18 protein-coding genes are annotated in these 22,873 nt (G+C 66.8%); 10 read left to right on the top strand and 8 right to left on the bottom strand.

The genetic code is table 11. The annotated features are described in order from the left end of the window. Positions 1-6 precede the first annotated feature (6 nt). Positions 7-2,256 (bottom strand): heavy metal translocating P-type ATPase, encoded by a 2,250-nt coding sequence (locus tag QZW52_RS02130; protein ID WP_293994681.1) that lies wholly within the window; start codon positions 2,254-2,256, stop codon positions 7-9. Positions 2,257-2,385: 129 nt separating this feature from the next. Here QZW52_RS02130 and QZW52_RS02125 point away from each other — a divergent pair, with 129 nt between their 5' ends. From QZW52_RS02125 to QZW52_RS02100, 6 genes are all read left to right on the top strand, one after another. Next, positions 2,386-3,987, top strand: coding sequence for an ABC transporter substrate-binding protein (locus QZW52_RS02125; RefSeq protein WP_293994679.1), 1,602 nt, complete (start codon positions 2,386-2,388; stop codon positions 3,985-3,987). A 203-nt stretch (positions 3,988-4,190) separates the two neighbouring features. Continuing rightward, positions 4,191-5,372, top strand: a complete 1,182-nt coding sequence (gene flhB / locus QZW52_RS02120; RefSeq protein ID WP_293994677.1) for a flagellar biosynthesis protein FlhB — start codon at positions 4,191-4,193, stop codon at positions 5,370-5,372. Further along, positions 5,369-7,480: a flagellar biosynthesis protein FlhA gene (gene flhA, locus QZW52_RS02115; RefSeq protein ID WP_293994675.1), complete on the top strand. Its 2,112-nt coding sequence runs from the start codon at positions 5,369-5,371 to the stop codon at positions 7,478-7,480. Before flhB ends, flhA begins: the two co-directional genes overlap by 4 nt. Continuing rightward, the gene (flhF, locus tag QZW52_RS02110) at positions 7,477-9,210 is read left to right on the top strand and encodes a flagellar biosynthesis GTPase FlhF (RefSeq protein ID WP_293994673.1); all 1,734 of its coding nucleotides are present in this window, start codon (positions 7,477-7,479) and stop codon (positions 9,208-9,210) included. The genes flhA and flhF overlap by 4 nt, the downstream gene beginning before the upstream one ends. 55 nt (positions 9,211-9,265) lie before the next feature. Continuing rightward, entirely contained in the window at positions 9,266-9,979 is a 714-nt protein-coding gene (locus tag QZW52_RS02105; protein ID WP_293994671.1) for an RNA polymerase sigma factor FliA, read from the top strand. Positions 9,980-9,999: 20 nt separating this feature from the next. Further along, the gene (locus QZW52_RS02100) at positions 10,000-11,349 is read left to right on the top strand and encodes a methyl-accepting chemotaxis protein (RefSeq protein WP_293994669.1); all 1,350 of its coding nucleotides are present in this window, start codon (positions 10,000-10,002) and stop codon (positions 11,347-11,349) included. 3 nt (positions 11,350-11,352) lie between these two features. Here QZW52_RS02100 and gltA read toward each other — a convergent pair whose 3' ends face one another. The 7 genes from gltA to QZW52_RS02065 form a co-directional block, all read right to left on the bottom strand. Then, complete coding sequence (gene gltA, locus QZW52_RS02095; RefSeq protein ID WP_293994759.1) at positions 11,353-12,663, bottom strand: citrate synthase; 1,311 nt, start codon at positions 12,661-12,663, stop codon at positions 11,353-11,355. Then, complete coding sequence (locus QZW52_RS02090; RefSeq protein WP_293994658.1) at positions 12,663-12,974, bottom strand: FAD assembly factor SdhE; 312 nt, start codon at positions 12,972-12,974, stop codon at positions 12,663-12,665. Before QZW52_RS02090 ends, gltA begins: the two co-directional genes overlap by 1 nt. 53 nt (positions 12,975-13,027) lie before the next feature. After that, positions 13,028-13,732 (bottom strand): succinate dehydrogenase iron-sulfur subunit, encoded by a 705-nt coding sequence (locus QZW52_RS02085; protein ID WP_293994655.1) that lies wholly within the window; start codon positions 13,730-13,732, stop codon positions 13,028-13,030. Positions 13,733-13,742: 10 nt separating this feature from the next. After that, entirely contained in the window at positions 13,743-15,569 is a 1,827-nt protein-coding gene (gene sdhA / locus QZW52_RS02080; protein WP_293994652.1) for a succinate dehydrogenase flavoprotein subunit, read from the bottom strand. Further along, the gene (sdhD, locus tag QZW52_RS02075) at positions 15,569-15,934 is read right to left on the bottom strand and encodes a succinate dehydrogenase, hydrophobic membrane anchor protein (protein ID WP_293994649.1); all 366 of its coding nucleotides are present in this window, start codon (positions 15,932-15,934) and stop codon (positions 15,569-15,571) included. Before sdhD ends, sdhA begins: the two co-directional genes overlap by 1 nt. 41 nt (positions 15,935-15,975) lie before the next feature. After that, positions 15,976-16,398 (bottom strand): succinate dehydrogenase, cytochrome b556 subunit, encoded by a 423-nt coding sequence (sdhC, locus tag QZW52_RS02070; RefSeq protein ID WP_293994646.1) that lies wholly within the window; start codon positions 16,396-16,398, stop codon positions 15,976-15,978. A gap of 123 nt (positions 16,399-16,521) precedes the next feature. Further along, on the bottom strand, positions 16,522-17,301 hold the full coding sequence (locus QZW52_RS02065; RefSeq protein WP_293994642.1) for a GntR family transcriptional regulator: 780 nt from the start codon (positions 17,299-17,301) through the stop codon (positions 16,522-16,524). 182 nt (positions 17,302-17,483) lie between these two features. Between QZW52_RS02065 and QZW52_RS02060 the strand changes: the two genes are divergently transcribed. The 4 genes from QZW52_RS02060 to acnB all read left to right on the top strand — a co-directional run bounded on the left by QZW52_RS02060 (position 17,484) and on the right by acnB (position 22,849). Then, positions 17,484-18,470: a malate dehydrogenase gene (locus tag QZW52_RS02060; RefSeq protein ID WP_293994640.1), complete on the top strand. Its 987-nt coding sequence runs from the start codon at positions 17,484-17,486 to the stop codon at positions 18,468-18,470. Between the two features lie 77 nt (positions 18,471-18,547). Further along, positions 18,548-19,570 (top strand): HpcH/HpaI aldolase/citrate lyase family protein, encoded by a 1,023-nt coding sequence (locus QZW52_RS02055; protein ID WP_293994638.1) that lies wholly within the window; start codon positions 18,548-18,550, stop codon positions 19,568-19,570. Positions 19,571-19,691: 121 nt separating this feature from the next. After that, positions 19,692-20,141 (top strand): hypothetical protein, encoded by a 450-nt coding sequence (locus QZW52_RS02050; protein WP_293994637.1) that lies wholly within the window; start codon positions 19,692-19,694, stop codon positions 20,139-20,141. Between the two features lie 116 nt (positions 20,142-20,257). Beyond that, the gene (gene acnB / locus QZW52_RS02045; RefSeq protein ID WP_293994635.1) at positions 20,258-22,849 is read left to right on the top strand and encodes a bifunctional aconitate hydratase 2/2-methylisocitrate dehydratase; all 2,592 of its coding nucleotides are present in this window, start codon (positions 20,258-20,260) and stop codon (positions 22,847-22,849) included. Positions 22,850-22,873: the final 24 nt, after the last annotated feature.

Below are 22,873 nucleotides of genomic sequence, written 5' to 3'. Positions count from 1 at the left end.
GGTGGTTCACCGCCCGCGCGGCGACCACCGTGCCAGCAGCAAGGCGTTGCTGACCACGCTGACGCTGCTGGCGGCCATGGCGGCACCGGCCACCACCGGACTGAGCAGCCCGAACGCCGCCAGCGGGATCCCCACCACGTTGTAGGCAAACGCCCAGAACAGATTCTGGCGGATCTTGGCCGTGGTGCGGCGTGAAATGTCGATCGCTTCGGCCACGGCGCGCGGGTCGCCCCGCATCAGCGTGATGCCGGCGGCGTGCATGGCGACATCGGTGCCGGTGCCATCGCTGTGCGTGATGGCCATCCCGACATCGGCCGCAGCCAGCGCCGGTGCGTCGTTCAACCCGTCGCCGACCATGGCCACGCGGGTGCCATCGGCCCGCAGCGTCGCGATCACCCCCGCCTTGTCGCCCGGCAACACCTCCGCCCGCACCTCGTCGATGCCCAGCGCCCGGCCCACGGCGTTCGCGGCGTCGCGGTTGTCGCCGCTGACCAGCAGGGTACGGATGCCCAGCGCGTGCAACTGCGTGATCGCCTCGCGTGCGCCGGGCTTGAGCGTGTCGCCGAAGGCCAGCAAGCCGAGCAACTGCGGTGTCCCTGGCGTGTTCTCGGTTGGCACTTCGGCCAGCCACGCCAGCGTCTGTCCCTGCGACTGCCAGCCGTCCGCGGTGGCCTGCAGCGGCGCCACCGGCACGCCCAGCTCCTCCATCCAGCGCCGGCTGCCCAGCCGCAGCGCACGGCCTTGCACGACACCCACCACGCCGCGGCCCGCCTGCGCCTGCATCCCGTTTGCCGTGGGGAGCGTCTGGCCGGTGGCTGCAGCGGCCGTGACGACGGCGCGCGCCAGCGGATGCTCGCTGCCCACCTGCAGCGCCGCGGCCCAGTCCAGCACCGTGTCTGCGGTCTGACCCGGCGCGGCGACATGGCCGACCAGCGCGGGCTTGCCGGCCGTGAGCGTGCCGGTCTTGTCGAAGGCGACGATCCGCACGGCGTGGGCGAGTTCGAGTGCCTGTGCGTCCTTGATGAGGATGCCGTGGCGAGCGGCTGTACCGGTGCCGACCATGATCGCCGCCGGTGTCGCCAGCCCCAGCGCGCAGGGGCAGGCGATCACCAGCACGGCCACCGCCCGCAGCACCGCCACCGTCCAGTCGCCCATCGTCAGCCCCCAGCCGAGCAGCGTGATGACCGCGATCACCACCACCACGGGCACGAACACCGCGCTGATCTGATCGACCAGCCGCTGGATGGGCGCCTTTTTGGCCTGTGCCGACTCCACCAGCCGCACGATGCGCGCCAGCGTGGTCTCGGCGCCGATGGCCAGTGTGCGGACCACCAGCCGGCCCTCGCCATTGACCGCGCCGCCCGTCACGCGCTGGCCCGGTTCACGCGCCACTGGCAGGCTCTCGCCGGTCAGCAGCGATTCGTCCAGATGGCTGCTGCCGTCGAGCACCTCGCCATCCACCGGCACGCGCTCCCCCGGCCGCACCACCACCCGGTCGCCAACCCGCAGCCGCGCCAGTGGGCGATCCGCTTCGGTGCCGTCCGGGCCGATGACATGGGCGAAGGCGGGGGTCAGGGCCTGCAGCGCCCGGATGGCGTCCACCGTGTGGTGCCGGGCGCGCGACTCCAGCCACTTGCCCAGCATCACCAGCGTGACGACCACCGCGGCACTCTCGAAGTACAGGTGCGGCATCCCGGAGTGGTCCGTCAGCAGCAGCCACACCGACAGCGCATACGCCGCGCTCGTGCCCAGCGCGACCAGCAGGTCCATGTTCCCGCTGCCACTGCGCAGCGCGGCCCACCCCGCCCGGTAGAAGCGTGCCCCGAGCCAGAACTGCACGGGTGTCGCCAAGGCCCACTGCAGCCAGCCGGGCAGCATCCCGTGCTGGCCGAACACCCCCGCCAGCATCGGCAGCACCAGCGGCGCCGACAGCAGCCCCGCGACCGCCACCCGCCGGCCTTCGTTCCACCACGGTTCGACCGCCACGACCGGCGCCGCACCGGCCACCACCTCGTCGGGCACGCTGAACCCGGTGCGCTGCACGGCCGCTTGCAGGGCTGCACGGGTGGCGGTGTCGGCGCGGGCGACGACGTGGGCCTGCTCGATGGCAAGGTTGACCTCGGCTTCGACCACGCCCGGTACTTTCTTCAGCGCCTTCTCGACCCGCAGCACGCACGAGGCGCAGGTCATGCCGTCGATCGGCAGGGTCCATTCGGTCAGGGCGGCGACGGCGTCCAGAGGTGCGGTGGTGTCCATGGAGGAACTGTGCCCGGTTTCGAGGGGTCGGGCTTGATGCGGGTCAAGTCGGCAGGCACCAGGCGGGTGAGCACAATGCACGGGCGATCCGCCTACACTGCGCCATCGTTGTCTGCCGGAGCCGCTTCCATGCCCCACCACCGCCCGCTCTTGTCCACCGCCGCCATCGCCACCGCGGTGCTCGCCGCGGCGCTCAGCCTGCCCGCCGCGGCCCAGACGCTGCGCTGGGCCACCCAGGGCGATCCGCAGACCATGGACCCGCACGCGCAGAACGAGTCGCTGACCAACCAGATGAACGCCCAGGTCTACGAGACGCTGGTCGGCCGCGACAAGCAGCTCGGCATCGTCCCGCAGCTCGCCACCGAGTGGCAGCAGACCGGCCCGCTGACGTGGCGCTTCAAGCTGCGGCCGAACGTGAAGTTCCACGACGGCTCGCCCTTCACCGCCGACGATGTGGTCTTCTCCATCCTGCGTGCCCGCGAGCCCAGCTCCAACCTCATCGCCTACGCGAATCAGGTGGGCGAGCCGAAGAAGATCGACGCGCTGACGGTCGAGTTCCGCATGACCGAGCCGAACCCGGTCTTCCTGCAGCACATGAACACGCTGTTCATCATGAGCAAGTCGTGGTCCGAGAAGAACCGGGTCACCAAGCCGCAGGACTTCAAGAACAAGGAGGAGAGCTTCGCCGCGATGAACGCCAATGGCACCGGCCCGTTCATCCTCGTCAGCCGCCAGCCCGACATCAAGACCGCCTACAAGCGCAACCCGGCGTGGTGGGGCAAGTTCGAGGGCAACCTGCAGGAGGTCGTCTACACCCCGATCAAGAGCGACGCGACCCGGCTGGCCGCGCTGGTCTCGGGCGAGGTGGACTTCGTGCTTGATCCGGCGCCGCGCGACGTGGCGCGCCTGAAGAGCACCGCGGGCATCAAGGTGGTCGAGGGCGTGGAGAACCGCGTGCTCTTCATCGGCATGGACCAGTCCCGCGACAAGCTGCTCTATGGCCAGGTGCCGGGCGACACCAACCCGTTCAAGGACGTGCGGGTGCGCCGCGCGCTCTACCAGGCGATCGACATCGAGGCGATCAAGACCAAGCTGATGAACGGGCAGGCGATCCCGACCGGGGCGGTGGTGCCGAGTCCGCTGGGCAGCCTGAACGATCCGGAGATCGAGCGGCGCCTGCCGTTCGATCTGGTCGCCGCCCGCAAGGGGATGGCGGAGGCGGGCTACGCCGACGGGTTTGAAGTCGGCATGGACTGCCCGAACAACCGCTACGTCAACGACGAGGAACTCTGCGTCGCGCTGGCGGGCATGTGGGCGCAGCTCAAGGTCAAGGTGCGGGTCAACGCGATGCCGCGCGCGGTGTATTTCCCCAAGCTGCAGAAGCTCGACACCAGCCTCTACCTGCTCGGCTGGGGTGGCTCGATCACCGACCCGGAAACCACCTTCACCCCGATCTACCGCAGCCGCGCCGACAAGGGCGTGGGCGACTGGAACTTCGGCAACGTGAAGAACGACAAGCTCGACGCACTGGCGGCGGCCTCCAGCAAGGAAGCCGACGTGACCAAGCGCCAGGGCCTCATCAAGCAGGTTTTCGTCGAGCACAACGCGCAGGTCCACCACATTCCGCTGCACCGGCAGTTCGTGCCCTGGGCGGCGCGCCAGAACGTCACGGTGGTCCACCGCGCCGACAACTGGCTGGAGTGGCAGTGGGTGACGGTGGCGCCGCGCTGACGTGCGGATGCACTGAAGCGGGGTTTGCGTGCGATCAAGGCGGCCGATGGCCGCCTTTTTGTTGTCTGGCGGCCGTGCGCTTGTGCGTGAGTGAGGCCGGGCGGGAATACGCCGCGAAAGAGCGTGCTTATTGGTCTCCAGTTTGAGGGGGCGACCGGAAGAATGGCGGCGACACCACGGCTTCGTACTCTGATACTTTTTTCATGTCCGGCGACAGCTCCCAAGACAAGCAACTTCCCGCCACCGCGCAGCGCCTGGAAAAGGCGCGTGCCGAGGGCCAGGTGGTGCGCTCGCGGGATCTGGCGCATTGCGCGGTGGTGGCGGCCTCGCTGGGCGTGATCGGTGCTGTGGCGCCCTCGGTGACGCAGCGGCTGCGTGATCTGCTTGCTGCAGCCCTGCGCTTTGACGCCGTGACGGTGGCCAGCCCCGCCTTCATGGCCGAGCGGCTGGCGTCGGTGGTGCCGGACCTGCTGCTGCTCAGCCTGTTCCTGGGCGGCGTGGTCTGTGCCGTGGCGGTGGTGTCGGCGCTGGTGTCGGGGGGCTGGGTGTTCACGCTGTCGGTGCTGGCCCCGAACTTCGGCAAGCTCAACCCGCTCAGCGGCCTGGTCAACCTGCTGTCGAAGGACAACCTGAGCGAAACGCTCAAGTCCAGCGTGCTGGCGCTGCTGCTGGGCGTGGTGGGGGCGCTGTGGCTGTGGGCGCACCAGGGGGATTTCGTGCGCAGCCAGTCGGTCGATCTGACGGCGGCGTTCACCGAGGCGGGCAGCCAGATCCTGTCGGGGCTGTGGCTGCTGGTGCTGGTGCTGGCGCTGTTCGCGGTGATCGACCTGCCGCTGCAGCGGTTCCTGCACGCCTCCAAGCTCAAGATGAGCCACCAGGACATCAAGGAAGAGCACAAGCAGCAGGACGGCAATCCAGAGATCAAGGGACGCCTGCGCCAGCGGATGCGTGAAGCCTCCCGCCGCCGGATGATGGCAGCGGTTCCCAAGGCCGATCTGGTCGTGATGAACCCGAGCCACTATGCCGTGGCGATCCAGTACAGCGAGGACAGCGGAGGCGCCCCCAAGGTCGTGGCCAAGGGGACGGACCAGGTGGCGATGAGGATCCGTGATCTGGCCACGGCGTCGCGCGTGCCGGTGCTGGAAGCGCCACCGCTGGCCCGCGCGCTCTACGCCACGACCGAGCTGGACCGCGAGATTCCCGTGGCGCTCTACAGCGCCGTGGCGCAGGTGCTGGCGCATGTGTTCCGCCTGCGCGAGGCGGTGGCGGGGCGGGCGCCGTATCCCGATGCCCTCGATCCGATTGCCGTGCCGCCGGAGCTTGATCCGGCCGATCCCCGCCACAACCGGCACGCCGCCCGCACCGGCAGCGCCCCCACGCCATGAACGCCCAGACCCTGACCCTGACCCTGCAGCGCCTGTTTGGCACCAACACCGCCTGGCTGCAAGGCATGGCCGCGCCGGTCATGATCCTCATGGTGCTGGCCATGATGGTGCTGCCGCTGCCCACCATCCTGCTGGACCTGCTGTTCACCTTCAACATCGCCGCAGCGTTGATGGTGATGGTGGTGGCGTCCTACATGGTGCGGCCGCTGGACTTCGCGGCGTTTCCGTCGGTGCTGCTGCTGACGACGCTGATGCGGCTGTCGCTGAACGTGGCGTCGAGCCGGGTCGTGCTGCTCGAAGGCCACACCGGGCCGGGCGCGGCAGGTGCGGTGATCGAGTCCTTCGGCCACTTCCTGATCGGCGGCAACTTCGCGGTTGGCTTCATCGTGTTCGCGATCCTGGTGGTGATCAACTTCGTTGTGGTCACCAAGGGTGCGGAGCGGATCGCGGAAGTCGGGGCGCGCTTCACCCTGGACGCCATGCCCGGCAAGCAGATGGCCATCGACGCCGACCTGAACGCCGGCCTGATCGACGAGAAGGAAGCCAAGCGCCGCCGCATCGAGGTCGGCAACGAGGCGGAGTTCTTCGGCTCGATGGACGGCGCGTCCAAGTTCGTGCGCGGCGACGCCATCGCCGGCATCCTGATCCTGGTCATCAACATCCTCGGCGGCTTCGTCATCGGCGTGGCGCAGCACGACCTGACCGCCTCTGCGGCCGCCAGCACCTACGTCCTGCTGGCGGTGGGAGACGCGCTGGTGGCGCAGATTCCGAGCCTGCTGATCTCGGTGGCGGCGGCGATGGTGGTCTCGCGGGTCGGCAAGGAACAGGACGTGGGCACGCAGATCATCGGCCAGATGTTCCGCACGCCGCAGGCGGTGGGCATGGTCGCCGGGGTCATCGGGATGCTCGGGCTGGTGCCGGGGATGCCGCACCTGGTGTTCCTGTCGGTGGCGGCGGGGCTGGGTTATCTGGCGTACACGATGCGCGGCCGCGGTGCCTTGCTGGCGGCGGCCGAGGCGGCCAGCCTGGCGGCGGCGGATGCGCCCAGCACCAAGGCCCACGGCGACGAGGCGAGCTGGGACGACCTGCAGCCCGTGGACACCCTGGGCATGGAGGTCGGCTACCGCCTGATCGCGCTGGTGGACAAGGAGCGTGGCGGCGACCTGCTCAACCGGATCAAGGGCGTGCGCAAGAAATTCGCGCAAGAGGTCGGCTTCTTGCCGCCTTCTGTTCACATCCGGGACAATCTGGAGCTGAAGCCCAGCATGTACCGGTTGACGCTGCGCGGCGCGGTCATGGGCGAGGGCGAGGCGTATCCGGGCATGTTCCTGGCCATCAATCCGGGCAATGCACAGCTCGCATTGCAGGGCCAGACGACCACCGATCCGGCCTTCGGACTGCCGGCGGTGTGGGTCGATGAGCGCCAGCGAGAAACTGCCCAAATGGCTGGGTACACCGTTGTTGATTCCTCGACTGTCGTGGCGACCCATCTTTCACACTTGATGCAACAACACGCGGCCCGTTTGCTGGGCCGCACCGAGACCCAGGCGCTGGTCGAGCATGTGACCAAGCTGGCGCCCAAACTGATCGAAGACGTGATCCCCAAGATGATCGGCATCGTCCCTCTGCAGAAAATTCTCCAGTCCTTGCTGGAAGAGGGCGTCCACATCCGCGACATGCGCTCCATCGTCGAATCGCTGGCCGAGCAATCGGCGGCGGGCGTGAACGATCCGGTCGAGCTGGCGCGGCGGCTGCGGGTGGCCCTGGCGCCTGCGATCGTGCAGCAGATTTACGGCACGCAGCGCGAGCTGGACGTGATCGCACTGGAGCCGGATCTGGAGCGGCTGCTGACGCAGGCGCTGACCGCGGTGAACGGCCCGGTGCTCGATCCGAGCGTGGCGGACCAGCTCAGCCGCAGTGCCTTCGACGCGGCACGCCGCCAGGAAGATCTGGGCCAGGCGGCGTGCCTGCTGGTGCCGGACACGTTGCGGCCGTCCTTGTCCCGCCTGCTGCGCCGCGCTGCGCCGCGCCTGAAGGTGCTGGCCCACAGCGAAATACCTGACACCCACTCGATCCGCATCGGTTCGATCATCGGAGCACAGCCATGAATGTGAAGCGCTTTTTCGGGCGCAACTCGCGCGAAGCGATGCAGAAAGTGCGTCAGACCTTCGGCGACAACGCGGTGATCCTCTCGACCAAGCCGAGCAGCGACGGGGTCGAGGTCGTGGCCATGCCATCCGAGAGCATCGAGGCGCTGGAGCGGCACGAGTCGGTCACCGACGCCGCTCCGCCGCTACCCCCCCCGGCACCACGCTCGCTGGCGACCCCGCCGGCAGCACCCGCAGCGGCAAAACCGTCCGCAGCCACGGCCCCGGCCGAAGCGGCTGCGACGCCTGTGCAGGATGACGTGGGCACGCTGGCCATGAGCACGCTGTCGTTCCAGGACTACGTCCGCGAGCGGATGCTCAAGAAGCGCAAGGCCGAGCTGAGCGGACGCGATGGCGCTGTCACACCGGAGCCTGATGTCCGCAGCACAGCGGCCGAACCGCGGGCGGCTGCACGCAACGAACTGCGTGGTGATCCCCGGCGCGAGCCGTTGATGGGCCGGCCAGCGTCGGCCGTCGATGCGGGCGAATCGGACTGGCCGCTCCCCCCGCCAGACGGGACACGCGCAGAGCCGCACGCCACCTTCACGACGGATGAAGCCTCGATCCGCCCGTTCTTGCTGAGTCCTTCGGTGCCGGCGCGCCCGGCGCCACCGGCCCGCTCCGCGGCGGCCGACAACCGGCCGCTTCCCACGGCTGCGCGCACCACCAACACCGAAGACCGCTTCGACGACGACATGGAGGTCGCCGCTTCGCCATCGGCCAGTGCGGACATGCTGGCCGAGATCCGTGCGCTGAAGAGCTTGATCGAGGAACGCTTCACCATGATGGCGTTCATCGACCGGCTGCAGAAGAACCCCCGCCAGGTGCAGCTCAGCACCCGGCTGCTGGAGTCCGGGTTCTCGCCGGCGCTGGTGCGCGAGCTGGTCGATGGCGTGTCGCTGGACGACGGCGACGAGCTGGGCGCCGTGACGGACCTGCTGCAGCGCAACCTGCTCACCAGCGAGGACGAAACCGATCTGGAAGACGAGGGCGGTGTCTATGCGCTGATCGGCTCGACCGGTGTGGGCAAGACCACCTCGACCGCCAAGCTCGCCACCGCCTTCGCCACGCGCCACGGCCCGTCGCAGCTCGGTCTGATCACGCTGGATGCCTTCCGCGTCGGTGCCCACGAGCAACTGCGTGCATACGGCCGCATCCTGGGCGTGCCGGTCCACACGGCGCACGACCGCGCGGCGATGGAGGATCTGCTCGACTTGCTGTCCGGCAAGAAGATGGTGCTCATCGACACCGCCGGCCTGTCCCAGCGCGATGCCCGCACCCGCGATCTGATGGACATGCTCACCCACCGCAGCATCAAGCGGCTGCTTGTGGTCAATGCCGCGCAGCAGGCCGAGACGATCGACGATGTGATCACCGCCTACAAGGCCAGCCAGGCCAAGGGCGTCATCCTGTCCAAGCTCGACGAGGCGGTGAAGCTCGGCCCGGCGCTGGACGCGGTGATCCGCCACCGTCTGAAGGTGCTCGCCGTCTCGACTGGCCAGCGGGTGCCGGAAGACTGGCACCACCTGAGCAGCCAGACACTGGTCCAGCGCGCGCTGCGGGGCAGTGCCTCGCAGGCGTGGCGTCTGAGTCCTTCTGACGTGGGCATGGCCTTTGCGCGCCCTGGTGGCGTGCTGGCCGGCGCTGCACTGCGCCGCAGCGGCCACCCCTCACGAGATCTGGGCGCATGAGTCCAGGTCTTCTCCCGCTTCCAGCCGATGGTCTGAACCGATCCGGAGTCACCTGATGTACACCTCCAAGGGCCAACTCGAAGCCAACCAGATGCTGGAGCAATACAGCTCGCTGGTGCGGCGTCTGGCACACCAGATGATTGCCCGGCTGCCGGCCAACGTCGAACTCGACGATCTGATCCAGGTCGGCATGATCGGGCTGACCGATGCGCTCACGCGCTTCGACGTGAAGCAGGGGGTCCAGTTCGAGACCTTCGCGACCCAGCGCATCCGTGGTGCCATGCTCGACGAGCTGCGCGGCGGCGACTGGATGAGCCGCAGCAACCGCAAGCACCAGCGCGACATCGAGGCCGCCGTGCATCGGCTGGAGCAACGCTTCGGCCGCGCCCCGCACGAGAGCGAGATCGCCCTGGAAATGGGTCTGGCACTCACCGATTACCAGGACTTGCTCAACCGGGTGCGGGGCACGCAGCTTGTCTACCTCGAAGACATGAGCGGCGACGAGGGCGAGAACGACTACCTCGACCGCCACGTCGTGGACAACGACGCCGACCCGCTGGCGCGCCTGAACGACCGCCGGATGCGCGAGGCGCTGGTCGAGGCCATCAAGCACCTGCCCGAGCGGGAGCAGTTCGTGATGAGCATGTACTACGAAGAGGACATGAACCTCAAGGAAATCGCGGCGGTGCTGGGCGTGACCGAATCGCGGGTCTGCCAGTTGCACAGCCAGTCCATCGCCCGCCTGCGCGCCAAGCTGCGCACCTGGTAAGCCTGTCCGAGGACCACCCCATGCTGCAACTGCTTCGATCCTGGGGGTCGGCTCCCGTGGTGCCGGACATGGACACCACGCCCGACCAGGTCGATTCGACCGAGGTGCTGCAGCGGCTGTCGCGCCAGGTGTCGAACATCGGCCGGGACGCCGCGGAGACACGCGGCGTGATCGAGGACACCCAGAAGATCGTGACCGCGCAGTTGCAGGCCATGCACCACCTCAACCTCGACCTCGGCCGTGTGCGGGAGACCCAGCACGCCATCGGCGAGGCGACGACGGCGAGCCGGGCGGCGGTGGTGCGTGTGCGGCAGCAGGTGGAGCAGGTGGCGCGTGAGGTCACGGGCATCGTCGAGGTGCTGCACCAGGTGGCCAACGCGGCGGGCGACATCGGACAGATCGCCCTGCAGACCCGTCTGGTCGCCTTCAACGCCTCGGTCGAGGCCAAGCGGGCAGGGGAAGCGGGCCGGGGATTCGGGGTGGTGGCCGATGCCGTGAAAGAGCTGGCGGGGCGGGTCGAGCTGTCGTCCCGCACCATCATGGGCACGCTGGACGATCTCGATCGGCGCATTGCCGCGTTCTCGCGCGACATCTGCATCGATCCCCGCACCGACCGACAGGGGCAGATCCACCGGGCGTTCGCGGACGTGGAAACCGCTGTTCACCGCATCGACGCTGCGGCCGACACCAGCCGCATGATCGCCCAGCAGGTGATCGACAAGACCCAGGCGCTGGGCAAGGACATCCAGGGGGCGATCAGCGGTCTGGAGGTGGCCATGCAGTGCAGCAACCGTTTCCTCGCGGTATCGGAGCGTCTGATCGACGAGCTGGCGGGCTGCGGGATCGAGACCGAGGACACGCCGCTGATCCGTGGTGCCCAAGGGGCTGCCCTGCACGTGGTGGTCTTGCTGGAGCAGGCGCTGGCGGCCGGCCATATCGACCTGGAGGCGCTGTTCGACGCGCACTACCAGCCCATTGCCCACACCGATCCGCCCCAGTTCCTGACCCGCTTTGTCCCGCTCGCCGAGCGGCTGTTTCCCGAAGTGCAGGAGCAGGTGCTGTCGAGCAGCGACAAGGTGGTGTATTGCATTGCAGTGGACCGCAATGGCTATGTGGCGGTCCACAACCGTGTGTACTGCCAGCCCCAGCGCCGCAGTGATGCCGTCTGGAACACCGCCAACAGCCGCCACCGCCGCATTTTCAATGACCGCACCGGTCTGGCATCGGCCCGCAACCGCCGGCCGTTCCTCGTGCAGACCTACCGGCGGGACATGGGAGGGGGCAGTTTCGTGCTGCTCAAGGAAGTCGCGGCGCCGATCCTGGTGCAGGGTCGCCACTGGGGCGCCCTGCGGATCGGGTACCGCTTCTGAGCGTCAGCGCGCCGACAGCGGCGGCACGTCGCGGCGACCCGCACCGACGAACAACTGGCGCGGACGGCCGATCTTGTACTCCGGGTCGCCGATCATCTCGTTCAACTGCGCGATCCAGCCGACCGTGCGGGCCAGTGCGAAGATGGCGGTGAACAGCGGCACGGGGATGCCGATGGCGCGCTGCACGATGCCGGAGTAGAAGTCCACGTTCGGGTAGAGCTTGCGGGCGACGAAGTAGTCGTCTTCCAGCGCGATCTTCTCCAGCTCCATGGCCAGCTTGAACAGCGGATCGTTCTGCAGACCCAGTTCGCCCAGCACTTCGTGGCAGGTCTCGCGCATCAGCTTGGCACGCGGGTCGTAGTTCTTGTAGACGCGGTGACCGAAGCCCATCAGCTTGACGCCGGAGTTCTTGTCCTTCACCTGGTTCATGAACTCGCCGACCTTGGCCACGCCACCCATCTTCTGGATGTCGCCGAGCATGTTCAGGCAGGCTTCGTTGGCACCGCCGTGCGACGGGCCCCACAGGCAGGCGACACCGGCCGCGATCGCCGCGAACGGGTTGGTGCCCGACGAGCCGCACAGGCGCACGGTCGAGGTCGAGGCATTCTGCTCGTGGTCGGCGTGCAGGATGAAGATGCGGTCGAGCGCGCGCTCGATCACCGGGTTCACCTTGTAGTCCTCGCACGGCGTGGCGAACATCATCCGCATGAAGTTGCCCGCGTAGGACAGGTCGTTCTGCGGGTACATGTAGGGCTGGCCCACGGTGTACTTGTAGGCCATCGCCACCAGCGTCGGCATCTTGGCGATCAGGCGGATCGCGGCGATGTCACGGTGCTCCGGATTGTTGATGTCCGTGCTGTCGTGGTAGAAGGCCGACAGCGCGCCCACCAGACCCGTCAGGATGGCCATCGGGTGCGCGTCCCGGCGGAAACCGCGCAGGAAGAACTGCATCTGCTCGTTGACCATCGTGTGGTTGGTCACGCGGCCATGAAAGTCCGTGCGCTGGTCCGCGTTCGGCAGATCCCCGTACAGCAGCAGGTGGCAGGTGTCGAGGAAGTCGCAGTTGACCGCGAGCTGCTCGATCGGGTAGCCGCGGTACAGCAGTTCGCCCTTGTCACCGTCGATGTAGGTGATGGTCGAGTTGCACGACGCGGTGGACAGGAAGCCCGGGTCATAGGTGAACTTGCCGGTCTGCGCGTAGAGCTTGCGGATGTCGATGACGTCCGGGCCGATCGTTCCCTTGTAGAGCGGCAGGTCCATCGAGGCACTGCCGTCGGAGAACGAGAGCGTGGCCTTCACGTCGGAGGGGGTCATCATGGCTGTTTCCTCGGTAGATCAAGAGTGTCGGAGTCTGTATCGGGTCGGCGCTGCCGCAGCATCTCGAGCACGGCCTTCACGTCTGGCTCGGCCAGATCGCCTTCAGGTTCGCGCCGGCGCAGCAGCAAGTCCAGCAGGTCGTTATCGGCCAGGTCCATCAAAACTTCCAGGCCGCGGGCCTGCCGGACTGTCAAGCTGGATTCATGGCGGCTGAAGAACCGTTCAATGAACAGGTCGTTTTCCAGCAAGCCCCGCCGGCAGCGCCAGTGCAGCTTGCTGAGGGCGCGCTCGTCGAGCAAAGTGTCCATTGCGCATCTTTCAGTGGTCTGACCACGGTGCGCCAGGACAGCGCACCACGGACTCAGACGGCCCGGCGGATCATCAATTCCTTGATCTTGCCGATGGCCTTGGTCGGATTCAGACCCTTCGGGCACACGTCCACGCAGTTCATGATCGTGTGGCAGCGGAACAGGCGGTACGGGTCTTCCAGGTTGTCCAGGCGGGCGCTGGTGTCCTGGTCGCGGCTGTCGGCGATGAAGCGGTACGCCTGCAGCAGACCGGCCGGGCCGACGAACTTGTCCGGGTTCCACCAGAAGCTCGGGCACGAGGTCGAGCAGCTCGCGCACAGGATGCACTCGTACAGGCCGTTCAGCTCGTCGCGCTCCTCGGGCGATTGCAGACGCTCCTTGTCCGGCGGCGGGTCGTCGTTGACGAGGTAGGGCTTGATCGAGTTGTACTGCTTGAAGAACTGGGTCATGTCCACGATCAGGTCGCGGATGACCGGCAGCCCCGGCAGCGGCTTGAGCACGACGACGCCCGGCAGGTCACGCATGTTGGTGAGACACGCGAGGCCGTTCTTGCCGTTGATGTTCATCGCGTCCGAGCCGCACACGCCTTCGCGGCACGAACGGCGGAAGCTCAGCGAAGGATCGACCGCCTTGAGCTTGTTCAGGGCGTCCAGCAGCATGCGCTCGTTGCCGTCGAGTTCGACGTCGATCGACTGCATGTAGGGCTTGCTGTCCTTGTCCGGGTCGTAGCGGTAGATCTGGAATGTGCGCTTGGCCATGGGATTCTCTTCAGAAGGTGCGGACCTTGGGCGGAACCGAATCCACCGTCAGCGGCTTGAGGTTGACAGGCTTGTACGACAGCGAGTTGGTGGCACTGTCCCAGAGGGTGTGCTTCATCCATTCCTTGTCGTTGCGGCCCAGCGGGAACTGCGCGTCGTCAGCACCGCGCTCGTAGTCCTTCACCGTGTGCGCGCCGCGGCATTCGTGACGGGCTGCAGCCGAGGTCATCGTCGCCTGGGCGGCTTCCATCAGGTTGTCCACTTCCAGCGCCTCGATGCGGGCGGTGTTGAAGACCTTGGACTTGTCCTTCAGGGTGATGCTGGCCACGCGCTCACGCAGTGCGTTGATCTTGACGACGCCCTCGTCCATGATCTTCTGGGTGCGGAACACGCTGGCGTGCTGCTGCATCGCGGCGCGCATGTCGTTGGCGACATCCTGCGCGTACTCGCCGCTGGTGCTGCTGTCCAGACGGGCCAGACGGGCCAGCGAGCGGTCGGCGGCGTCCTTCGGCAGTGCCTTGTGCGACTTCGGCGCAGCCTTGAACGCCTCGATGATGTGGTTGCCGGCGGCCTTGCCGAACACCAGCAGGTCGAGCAGCGAGTTCGTGCCCAGCCGGTTGGCGCCGTGGACCGAGACGCACGAGCATTCGCCCACCGCGTACAGGCCGTTCACCACTGTGTTGACGTTGTCCTTCGTCGTCACGACCTGGCCCGTGATGCCGGTCGGAATGCCACCCATCTGGTAGTGGATGGTCGGCACCACCGGGATCGACTCCTTGGTGATGTCCACGTTGGCGAAGTTGTGGCCGATCTCGAACACCGAGGGCAGGCGCTTCAGGATGGTGTCGCCGCCCAGGTGGGTCATGTCGAGGTTGATGTAGTCCTTGTTGGGACCGCAGCCGCGACCTTCCTTGATCTCCTGGTCCATGCAGCGCGAGACGAAATCGCGCGGGGCCAGATCCTTCAGCGTCGGGGCGTAACGCTCCATGAAACGTTCGCCGTTCGAGTTGCGCAGGATCGCGCCTTCGCCGCGGCAGCCTTCGGTCAGCAGCACGCCCGCGCCGGACACGCCGGTCGGGTGGAACTGCCAGAACTCCATGTCCTGCAGTGGAATGCCGGCGCGCGCGGCCATGCCCAGGCCGTCGCCCGTGTTGATGAAGGCGTTGGTCGATGCCTGGAAGATGCGACCGGCACCACCGGTGGCCAGCAGCACGCTCTTGGCTTCCATGATGTAGACCTCGCCGGTCTCCATCTCCAGCGCCGTCACGCCCACCACGTCACCCTCGGCGTCGCGGACCAGGTCGAGTGCCATCCACTCGACGAAGAACTGCGTGCGCGACTTGACGTTCTGCTGGTAGAGCGTGTGCAGCATCGCGTGGCCGGTGCGGTCAGCCGCCGCGCAGGCGCGCTGGACCGGCTTCTCGCCGTAGTTCGCGGTGTGGCCGCCGAAGGGGCGCTGGTAGATGGTGCCGTCGGCGTTGCGGTCGAACGGCATGCCGAAGTGTTCCAGCTCGTAGACCACCTTCGGTGCTTCGCGGCACATGAACTCGATCGCGTCCTGGTCGCCCAGCCAGTCCGAACCCTTGACGGTGTCGTAGAAGTGGTAGTGCCAGTTGTCTTCCGACATGTTGCCCAAGCTGGCACCGACGCCACCCTGGGCGGCGACGGTGTGCGAGCGGGTCGGGAACACCTTGGTCAGCACGGCCACGTTCAGGCCGGCGCGGGCCAGTTGCAGCGAGGCACGCATGCCCGAACCACCGGCGCCGACGATCACCACGTCGAACTTGCGGCGCGGCAGGGAGCCGGTGTAACCGGCAGCAGTAGCGATGGACGCCATCAGAGTCTCCAGAGAACTTGCACCGCCCAGCCGGCACAGCCGACGAGCCAGACCAGCGTACACACCTGCAGCGTCAGCCGCAGCCCGAGCGAGCGGGTCACGTAGTCCATGAAGATGTCGCGCATGCCGACCCAGGCGTGCCACGCCAGCGAGACGATCAGCACGAAGGTCAGCGTCTTCATCCACTGCGACGAGAAGATCGCCGACCAGCGGTCATAGCCCAGCGGGCCGCCAAACAGGACTTGCGCGAGCAGGGCGATGGTGAACAGCGCCATCAGCACCGCGGTGATGCGCTGCGCGAGCCAGTCGCGCAGACCGTAGTGCGCACCGGTGACGATGCGCTTGGAACCGTAATTCGTGGACATGGTGGGGGATTGCCTCGTGGTCTCTTGTCAGGTCAGTCAGGTCAGAACAGGCCGAACAGCTTGGCGCCGAGGGCCACGGTCAGCACCAGGCTCAGCGTGAAGCAGACGATGGCGGACGAGCGGCCCTGCTCCTTGGACACGCTGTGCGTCGCGTCCATCCACAGGTGGCGCACGCCGGCGCAGAAGTGGTGCAGATACGACCAGATCAGGGCCAGCACCACCAGCTTGACGCACCAGCCCGGCAAGAACCCGAAACCTGCCGTGAACACGGAGGTGAAGGTGTCGTACGAGACTTCCGAACTCACGCTGGTGTCGAACATCCAGACGATGAAGGGCAGCAGCAGGAACATCACGATGCCGCTGGCGCGGTGGAGGATGGACAACTGCGCCGCGACGGGCAGCCGGTACTGGGTCGCGTCGATCAGGCGCATCGGGCCTGGTCGCTGCTTGAGGGTGTCTGCCATGGGATGCCTTTGCCTTTGCCTGTTGTCGTGTGGTGTGTCTTGTGTAATGACGAAGAAACCGCGGAATTTTATTGCAATGCAGCAGGCCGCACACCCTGGACAGCGTGTTCAGCCCACATCTTTTCAACTCAGCTCATTGCGGTAGTGGTGTGTCGAGGTGTTGTAGAAGCCTCGGCGCAACTCCACCGGCTTGTCGCCGTACGTGAACGACAGCCGCTCGACGCTCAGCAGGGGGCTGCCCGCTGCCACGCCCAGCACGCTGGCGATCTCCGTGTCCGCCGCCACCGCCCGGATCTTCTCCTCGGCCCGGATCATGCGAACCCCGAACTCGGATTCGAACAGCCCGTACAGCGGCCCCCGGTAGTCGCCCATGCGCTGTGCGGTCAGCCCGGTGAAGAGCTGGGCCGGCAGCCAGATGTCGTCCAGCACGATGGGGTTGCCATGCTGCGAGAGCGTGCGGCGGATTTCCAGCGCCATCTCGCCCGGACGCAGCGACAGGGCTTTCGCCACGTCGGCCGGGGCCGGGATGCGGCGGCAGTCCAGGAACTGACGCTGCATCGGCACCGGGTCTGCGCCGTCTTCCGGCTGCAGACGCAGGAAACGGTACTGGATCTTCTCTTCGCTGTGCGTGGCCACGAAGGTGCCCTTGCCTTGGCGGCGAACCAGCAGATTCTCGGCTGCCAACTCGTCGATAGCCTTACGCACGGTGCCCTGGCTCACCCGGAAACGCGCCGCCAGCTCCAGCTCGCTCGGGATCGCCTCGCCCGGCTTCCACTCGCCGGACTGCATTCCGCGCAGGATCAGCGTCTTGATCTGCTGGTAGAGCGGGCTGAAGGCCGGCGTGTGGTCACCCGCCGGATCGGAGGGCTGGAACTGCGCTGACGTGGACGCGGAAGGGGGCATGGGCGAGATTGCAGCACAACGGTGTGTCGGCCTGCAACGCAGTTCTACAAGATGTCTTATATAAGACATAAGATGATTGACAGCATTGGGGTCGATCCCTAGACTGGCCGCCGATTTCGGATGTTTTCTGATTTTTCGTTGACCCCACTTCGCTGCACTCACCCATTTCAGGAGCCACGCCCATGAGCAAGAAGCCCGTCCGTGTTGCCGTCACCGGCGCTGCTGGTCAGATCGGTTACGCCCTGCTGTTCCGCATTGCCTCGGGCGAGATGCTCGGCAAGGACCAGCCGGTCATCCTGCAACTGCTCGAAGTGCCGATGGAAAAGGCCCAGGAGGCGCTCAAGGGCGTGATCATGGAGCTGGAAGACTGCGCGTTCCCGCTGCTGGCCGGCATCGAAGCCCACAGCGATCCGATGACCGCGTTCAAGGACACCGACTACGCGCTGCTGGTCGGTTCGCGTCCGCGGGGTCCGGGCATGGAGCGCGCCGAGCTGCTGTCGATCAACGGCGCCATCTTCACCGCCCAGGGCAAGGCACTGAACGCCGTCGCTTCGCGTGACGTGCGCGTGCTGGTGGTCGGCAACCCCGCCAACACCAACGCCTACATCGCCATGAAGTCGGCCCCGGACCTGCCGGCCAAGAACTTCACCGCCATGCTGCGCCTGGACCACAACCGCGCCGCCAGCCAGCTCGCCGCCAAGACCGGCAAGCCGGTCGCGTCGATCGAGAAGCTGGCCGTGTGGGGCAACCACTCGCCGACGATGTACGCCGACTACCGCTTCGCCACCATCAACGGCGAGTCGGTCAAGGACATGATCGGCGACGAAGCCTGGAACCGCGACGTGTTCCTGCCGACCGTCGGCAAGCGTGGCGCCGCGATCATCGCCGCCCGTGGCCTATCGTCGGCCGCGTCGGCTGCCAACGCCGCCATCGACCACATGCGCGACTGGGCGCTGGGCACGAACGGCGCCTGGGTCACGATGGGCATCCCGTCGGCTGGCGAATACGGCATCCCGGCGGAAACGATGTTCGGCTACCCCGTCACCTGCGAAGGTGGCGAGTACAAGATCGTCGAAGGGCTGTCCATCGACGCGTTCTCGCAGGAATGCATCAACAAGACCCTGGCCGAACTCGACGGCGAGAAGGACGGCGTCAAGCACCTGCTCTGATGCGCTGAATCCGGGACTGCGGTCCACAATGCAAGGCCGGCGGCTTCAGGCGCCGGCCTTTTTCTTTGAGGTGTGACATGAACAAAGTCCATCCCCGCGACGCCTTGTTCGACGCCAGCGAGTTGGCCGTGCCCGAGCTGCCGGTGTGCGACCACTACGCCGGTGTCGAAGTCCGGATGCGCAAGAGCCTGGAGCTGCAGGCGGAACTTGGTCCCGTCTTCGACATCACGCTCGACGGCGAGGATGGCGCGCCTGTCGGCGGCGAGGTCGAGCACGCGCACCTGATCGCCGAGCTGGTCCTGTCGCCCCAGAACCACTTCGGCCGTGTCGGTGCCCGCGTGCAGACCGTCGATCACCCCGCCTTCGAGCGCATGGTCGATGTCGTCGTCGGACGGGCGGGCGAGCGGCTGGCCTACCTGATGGTGCCCAAGCCGCGGGGCCTCGCCGATCTGGAGCGGGCGATCGGCGTCATCGACGAAGCCATCGCCCGCCACGGCGTGTCGCGCCAGATCCCCGTGCATGCGCTGGTCGAAACGCATGGGGCGCTGCGCGAGGTGCAGGCACTGGCCGCCCATCCGCGCATCGAGTCGCTGTCGTTCGGGTTGATGGATTTCGTCTCCGACCACCGTGGCGCCATTCCGCAGAGCGGCATGACCGTCAAGGGCCAGTTCGAGCACCCGCTGGTGATGCGCGCCAAGCTGGAAATCTCTGCTGCCTGCCACGCCTGGGGCAAGGTGCCTTCGCACTGCGTCGTGACCGAGTTCAAGCACCTGTCCGCGTTGCAAGAGGCTGCAACCCGAGCGTGCCGGCAACTCGGCTACACGCGCATGTGGAGCATCCACCCGGACCAGATCCGCCCGATCGTCGATGCCTTCTCGCCGACCACGGCCGAGGTCGATCAGGCCGCCGAGATCCTGCTGGACGCCCAGGCCAACGGCTGGGGTCCGATCCGCCACCGCCACCACGGACAGGACACGCTGCACGACCGGGCCAGCTACCGCTACTTCTGGCATGTGCTGGAGCGCGCGCACCGCACGTCCGGCACGGGCGCTGGCCAATTGCCGGGCGAGGTGCGGCTGGCGTTTTTCGGGGACGCCTGAGGGTGTGGAAAACTGCACGACTGTGACGCCGCAGCCACCCGGATGCCGACCGGGTTAAGGATGCTGGCTGGGTGGTCCGATATGGTTCGCTCCCGCCTGCTCGTTGAATCCGGAGTCCTTGATGCCCCACACCACCCCTGTTACCGTGCGTTCCCTGACCGCTGTTCTGGTTGCTGCTGCCTGTGTACTGAGCGCCGGTTCGGCGTCGGCGACTACCAAGAAAGCCAAGCCTGCGCACGCGGCCCAACCCGCCCAGCCCGCGCCCCTCGCCGACCTCAGCGAGGAACAGCTCGCCAACGCCGAGCGGGTGCTGACCGGCGCCCAGGCGTGCGAGTTCAACCAGACCATTGCCGTCGAAGGGGCGCCGGAGAAAGCCGGCTACTTCCACATCGTCTTCAAGGGCAAGAAGTACCTGCTGGCGCCCGAGCCGACCACCACGGGCGCTGTCCGTCTGGAGGACAAGAAGGCTGGCGTGGTGTGGTTGCAAATCGCCAACAAGTCGATGCTGATGAACGCCAAGATCGGGCAGCGCATGGTGGACGAATGCATCCATCCGAGCCAGAAGGTTTGAGCGCAGTGCCACATTGGCACATCACGGCACATCAGGACTTGGCAAGTCTTATATAAGACATAAAATACCGGACTTACCCCAAGTCCGGGGTTCAGCCACACCGCACGGAGCTTTTCATGCTGCAAGCCTATCGCCAACACGCCGCTGAACGCGCTGCGCTCGGCATCCCGCCCCTCGCGCTCGATGCCAAGCAAGTCGCCGACCTGATCGAGCTGATCAAGAACCCGCCGGCTGGCGAGGACGCGTTCCTGCTGGACCTGCTGACGCACCGTGTTCCCCCCGGTGTGGACGATGCGGCCAAGGTCAAGGCGTCGTTCCTGGCCGCTGTCGCGCACGGTGACATCGCCGTCGCGCTGGTCTCCAAGGCCAAGGCCACCGAGCTGCTCGGCACCATGGTGGGCGGCTACAACGTGCATCCGCTGATCGAGCTGCTCGACGACGCCGAAGTGGCTGGCGTGGCGGCGCAAGGGTTGAAGAAGACCCTGCTGATGTTCGACTTCTTCAACGATGTCGCCGAGAAGGCCAAGGCCGGCAACGCCAAGGCCCAGGAAGTCATGCAGTCGTGGGCCGACGCCGAGTGGTTCACGACGCGCCCGGAAGTGCCGCAGTCGATCACCGTGACCGTGTTCAAGGTGCCCGGCGAGACCAACACCGACGACCTGTCCCCGGCCCCGGATGCGTGGAGCCGCCCGGACATCCCGCTGCACTACCTCGCGATGCTGAAGAACACCCGCGAAGGCGCGGCGTTCGTGCCCGAGGACGACGGCAAGCGCGGCCCGATGCAGTTCATCGAAGACCTGAAGAAAAAGGGCAACCTCGTCGCCTACGTCGGCGACGTGGTCGGCACGGGTTCTTCGCGCAAGTCGGCCACCAACTCGGTGATCTGGGCCACGGGGCAGGACATCCCCTTCGTGCCGAACAAGCGTTTCGGCGGCGTCACGCTCGGCGGCAAGATCGCCCCGATCTTCTTCAACACGCAGGAAGACTCCGGTTCGCTGCCCATCGAAGTTGATGTCACCAAGCTCGAAATGGGCGACGTGATCGACGTGCTGCCGTATGAAGGCAAGCTCGTGCGCAACGGCGAGACCGTCGTCGAGTTCAAGCTGAAGAGCGAAGTGCTGTTCGACGAAGTGCGCGCCGGTGGCCGGATCAACCTGATCATCGGCCGCTCGCTGACCGCCAAGGCCCGCGAGTTCCTGAACCTGCCCGCCTCGACGCTGTTCCGCCTGCCTTCGACCCCGACTGCCACCAACGCCGGCTTCACGCTGGCGCAGAAGATGGTCGGCCGTGCCGTCGGTCTGCCGGAAGGCCAGGGCGTGCGTCCCGGCACCTACTGCGAGCCGAAGATGACCACCGTGGGTTCGCAGGACACCACCGGCCCGATGACCCGCGACGAGCTGAAGGACCTGGCCTGCCTGGGCTTCTCGGCCGATCTGGTGATGCAGTCGTTCTGCCACACCGCCGCGTACCCGAAGCCGGTCGATGTCAAGACGCACCGCGAGCTGCCCAAGTTCATCTCCAGCCGCGGTGGTGTTTCGCTGCGTCCGGGCGACGGCGTGATCCACTCATGGCTGAACCGCCTGCTGCTGCCCGACACCGTCGGTACCGGTGGTGACTCGCACACCCGTTTCCCGATCGGCATCTCGTTCCCGGCTGGCTCCGGTCTGGTCGCCTTCGGTGCCGCCACCGGCGTGATGCCGCTGGACATGCCGGAATCGGTGCTGGTGCGCTTCAAGGGCCAGATGCAGCCCGGCATCACCCTGCGCGATCTCGTCCATGCGATCCCGCTGTACGCCATCAAGGCTGGTCTGCTGACGGTGGCCAAGGCCGGCAAGATCAACGTGTTCTCGGGCCGCATCCTCGAAATCGAAGGCTTGCCGGACCTGAAGGTCGAGCAGGCGTTCGAGCTGTCCGACGCTTCGGCTGAACGCTCGGCTGCTGGCTGCACGGTCAAGTTGAACCCGGCACCGATCCAGGAATACCTCACCAGCAACACCGTGCTGATGAAGAACATGATCGCCGACGGTTACGCCGACGCCCGCACGCTGGCCCGCCGCATCGAGAAGGTCGAAGCCTGGCTCGCCAACCCGAACCTGCTCGAAGCCGACCAGGACGCCGAATACGCGGCCGTGATCGAGATCGACCTGAACGAGCTGACCGAGCCTGTCCTCTGCTGCCCGAACGACCCGGACGACGCCAAGCTGCTGTCCGCGGTGGCCGGCGCCAAGATCGACGAGGTGTTCATCGGCTCCTGCATGACCAACATCGGTCACTTCCGCGCAGCAAGCAAGCTGCTCGAAGGCAAGCGCGACATCCCGGTCAAGCTGTGGATTGCCCCGCCGACCAAGATGGATGCGTCCGAGCTGACCAAGGAAGGCCACTACGGCGTGTTCGGTGCCGCCGGTGCGCGCACCGAAATGCCGGGCTGCTCGCTGTGCATGGGCAACCAGGCGCAGGTGCGTGAAGGCGCGACAGTGGTCTCGACCTCGACCCGCAACTTCCCGAACCGGCTGGGCAAGAACACCTTCGTGTACCTCGCCTCGGCCGAACTGGCGGCGATTGCGTCCAAGCTGGGCCGCATCCCGACGGTGGCCGAATACGCCGCCGACATGGGCGTGATCAACAAGGACAGCAGCAAGATCTACACGTACCTGAACTTCGACCAGATCGAAGAGTACGCGGACGTGGCCAAGGGCGTGACCGCCTGACGGTTCAGCCCCTGCTGACGATGG

This window comes from Sphaerotilus sp. (genome assembly GCF_013299175.1).
Lineage (GTDB): Bacteria > Pseudomonadota > Gammaproteobacteria > Burkholderiales > Burkholderiaceae_C > Sphaerotilus.
The sequence above is the reverse complement of the archived record's forward strand: the minus strand, read 5'-3'. Positions and strand labels throughout refer to the sequence as shown.

Bases quoted from the DNA above. Each gene is read 5' to 3' on its own strand.
- QZW52_RS02130 (WP_293994681.1), bottom strand. From the start codon at position 2,256: ATGGACACCACCGCACCTCTGGACGCCGTCGCCGCCCTGACCGAATGG.
- QZW52_RS02125 (WP_293994679.1), top strand. From the start codon at position 2,386: ATGCCCCACCACCGCCCGCTCTTGTCCACCGCCGCCATCGCCACCGCG.
- flhB (WP_293994677.1), top strand. From the start codon at position 4,191: ATGTCCGGCGACAGCTCCCAAGACAAGCAACTTCCCGCCACCGCGCAG.
- flhA (WP_293994675.1), top strand. From the start codon at position 5,369: ATGAACGCCCAGACCCTGACCCTGACCCTGCAGCGCCTGTTTGGCACC.
- flhF (WP_293994673.1), top strand. From the start codon at position 7,477: ATGAATGTGAAGCGCTTTTTCGGGCGCAACTCGCGCGAAGCGATGCAG.
- QZW52_RS02105 (WP_293994671.1), top strand. From the start codon at position 9,266: ATGTACACCTCCAAGGGCCAACTCGAAGCCAACCAGATGCTGGAGCAA.
- QZW52_RS02100 (WP_293994669.1), top strand. From the start codon at position 10,000: ATGCTGCAACTGCTTCGATCCTGGGGGTCGGCTCCCGTGGTGCCGGAC.
- gltA (WP_293994759.1), bottom strand. From the start codon at position 12,663: ATGACCCCCTCCGACGTGAAGGCCACGCTCTCGTTCTCCGACGGCAGT.
- QZW52_RS02090 (WP_293994658.1), bottom strand. From the start codon at position 12,974: ATGGACACTTTGCTCGACGAGCGCGCCCTCAGCAAGCTGCACTGGCGC.
- QZW52_RS02085 (WP_293994655.1), bottom strand. From the start codon at position 13,732: ATGGCCAAGCGCACATTCCAGATCTACCGCTACGACCCGGACAAGGAC.
- sdhA (WP_293994652.1), bottom strand. From the start codon at position 15,569: ATGGCGTCCATCGCTACTGCTGCCGGTTACACCGGCTCCCTGCCGCGC.
- sdhD (WP_293994649.1), bottom strand. From the start codon at position 15,934: ATGTCCACGAATTACGGTTCCAAGCGCATCGTCACCGGTGCGCACTAC.
- sdhC (WP_293994646.1), bottom strand. From the start codon at position 16,398: ATGGCAGACACCCTCAAGCAGCGACCAGGCCCGATGCGCCTGATCGAC.
- QZW52_RS02065 (WP_293994642.1), bottom strand. From the start codon at position 17,301: ATGCCCCCTTCCGCGTCCACGTCAGCGCAGTTCCAGCCCTCCGATCCG.
- QZW52_RS02060 (WP_293994640.1), top strand. From the start codon at position 17,484: ATGAGCAAGAAGCCCGTCCGTGTTGCCGTCACCGGCGCTGCTGGTCAG.
- QZW52_RS02055 (WP_293994638.1), top strand. From the start codon at position 18,548: ATGAACAAAGTCCATCCCCGCGACGCCTTGTTCGACGCCAGCGAGTTG.
- QZW52_RS02050 (WP_293994637.1), top strand. From the start codon at position 19,692: ATGCCCCACACCACCCCTGTTACCGTGCGTTCCCTGACCGCTGTTCTG.
- acnB (WP_293994635.1), top strand. From the start codon at position 20,258: ATGCTGCAAGCCTATCGCCAACACGCCGCTGAACGCGCTGCGCTCGGC.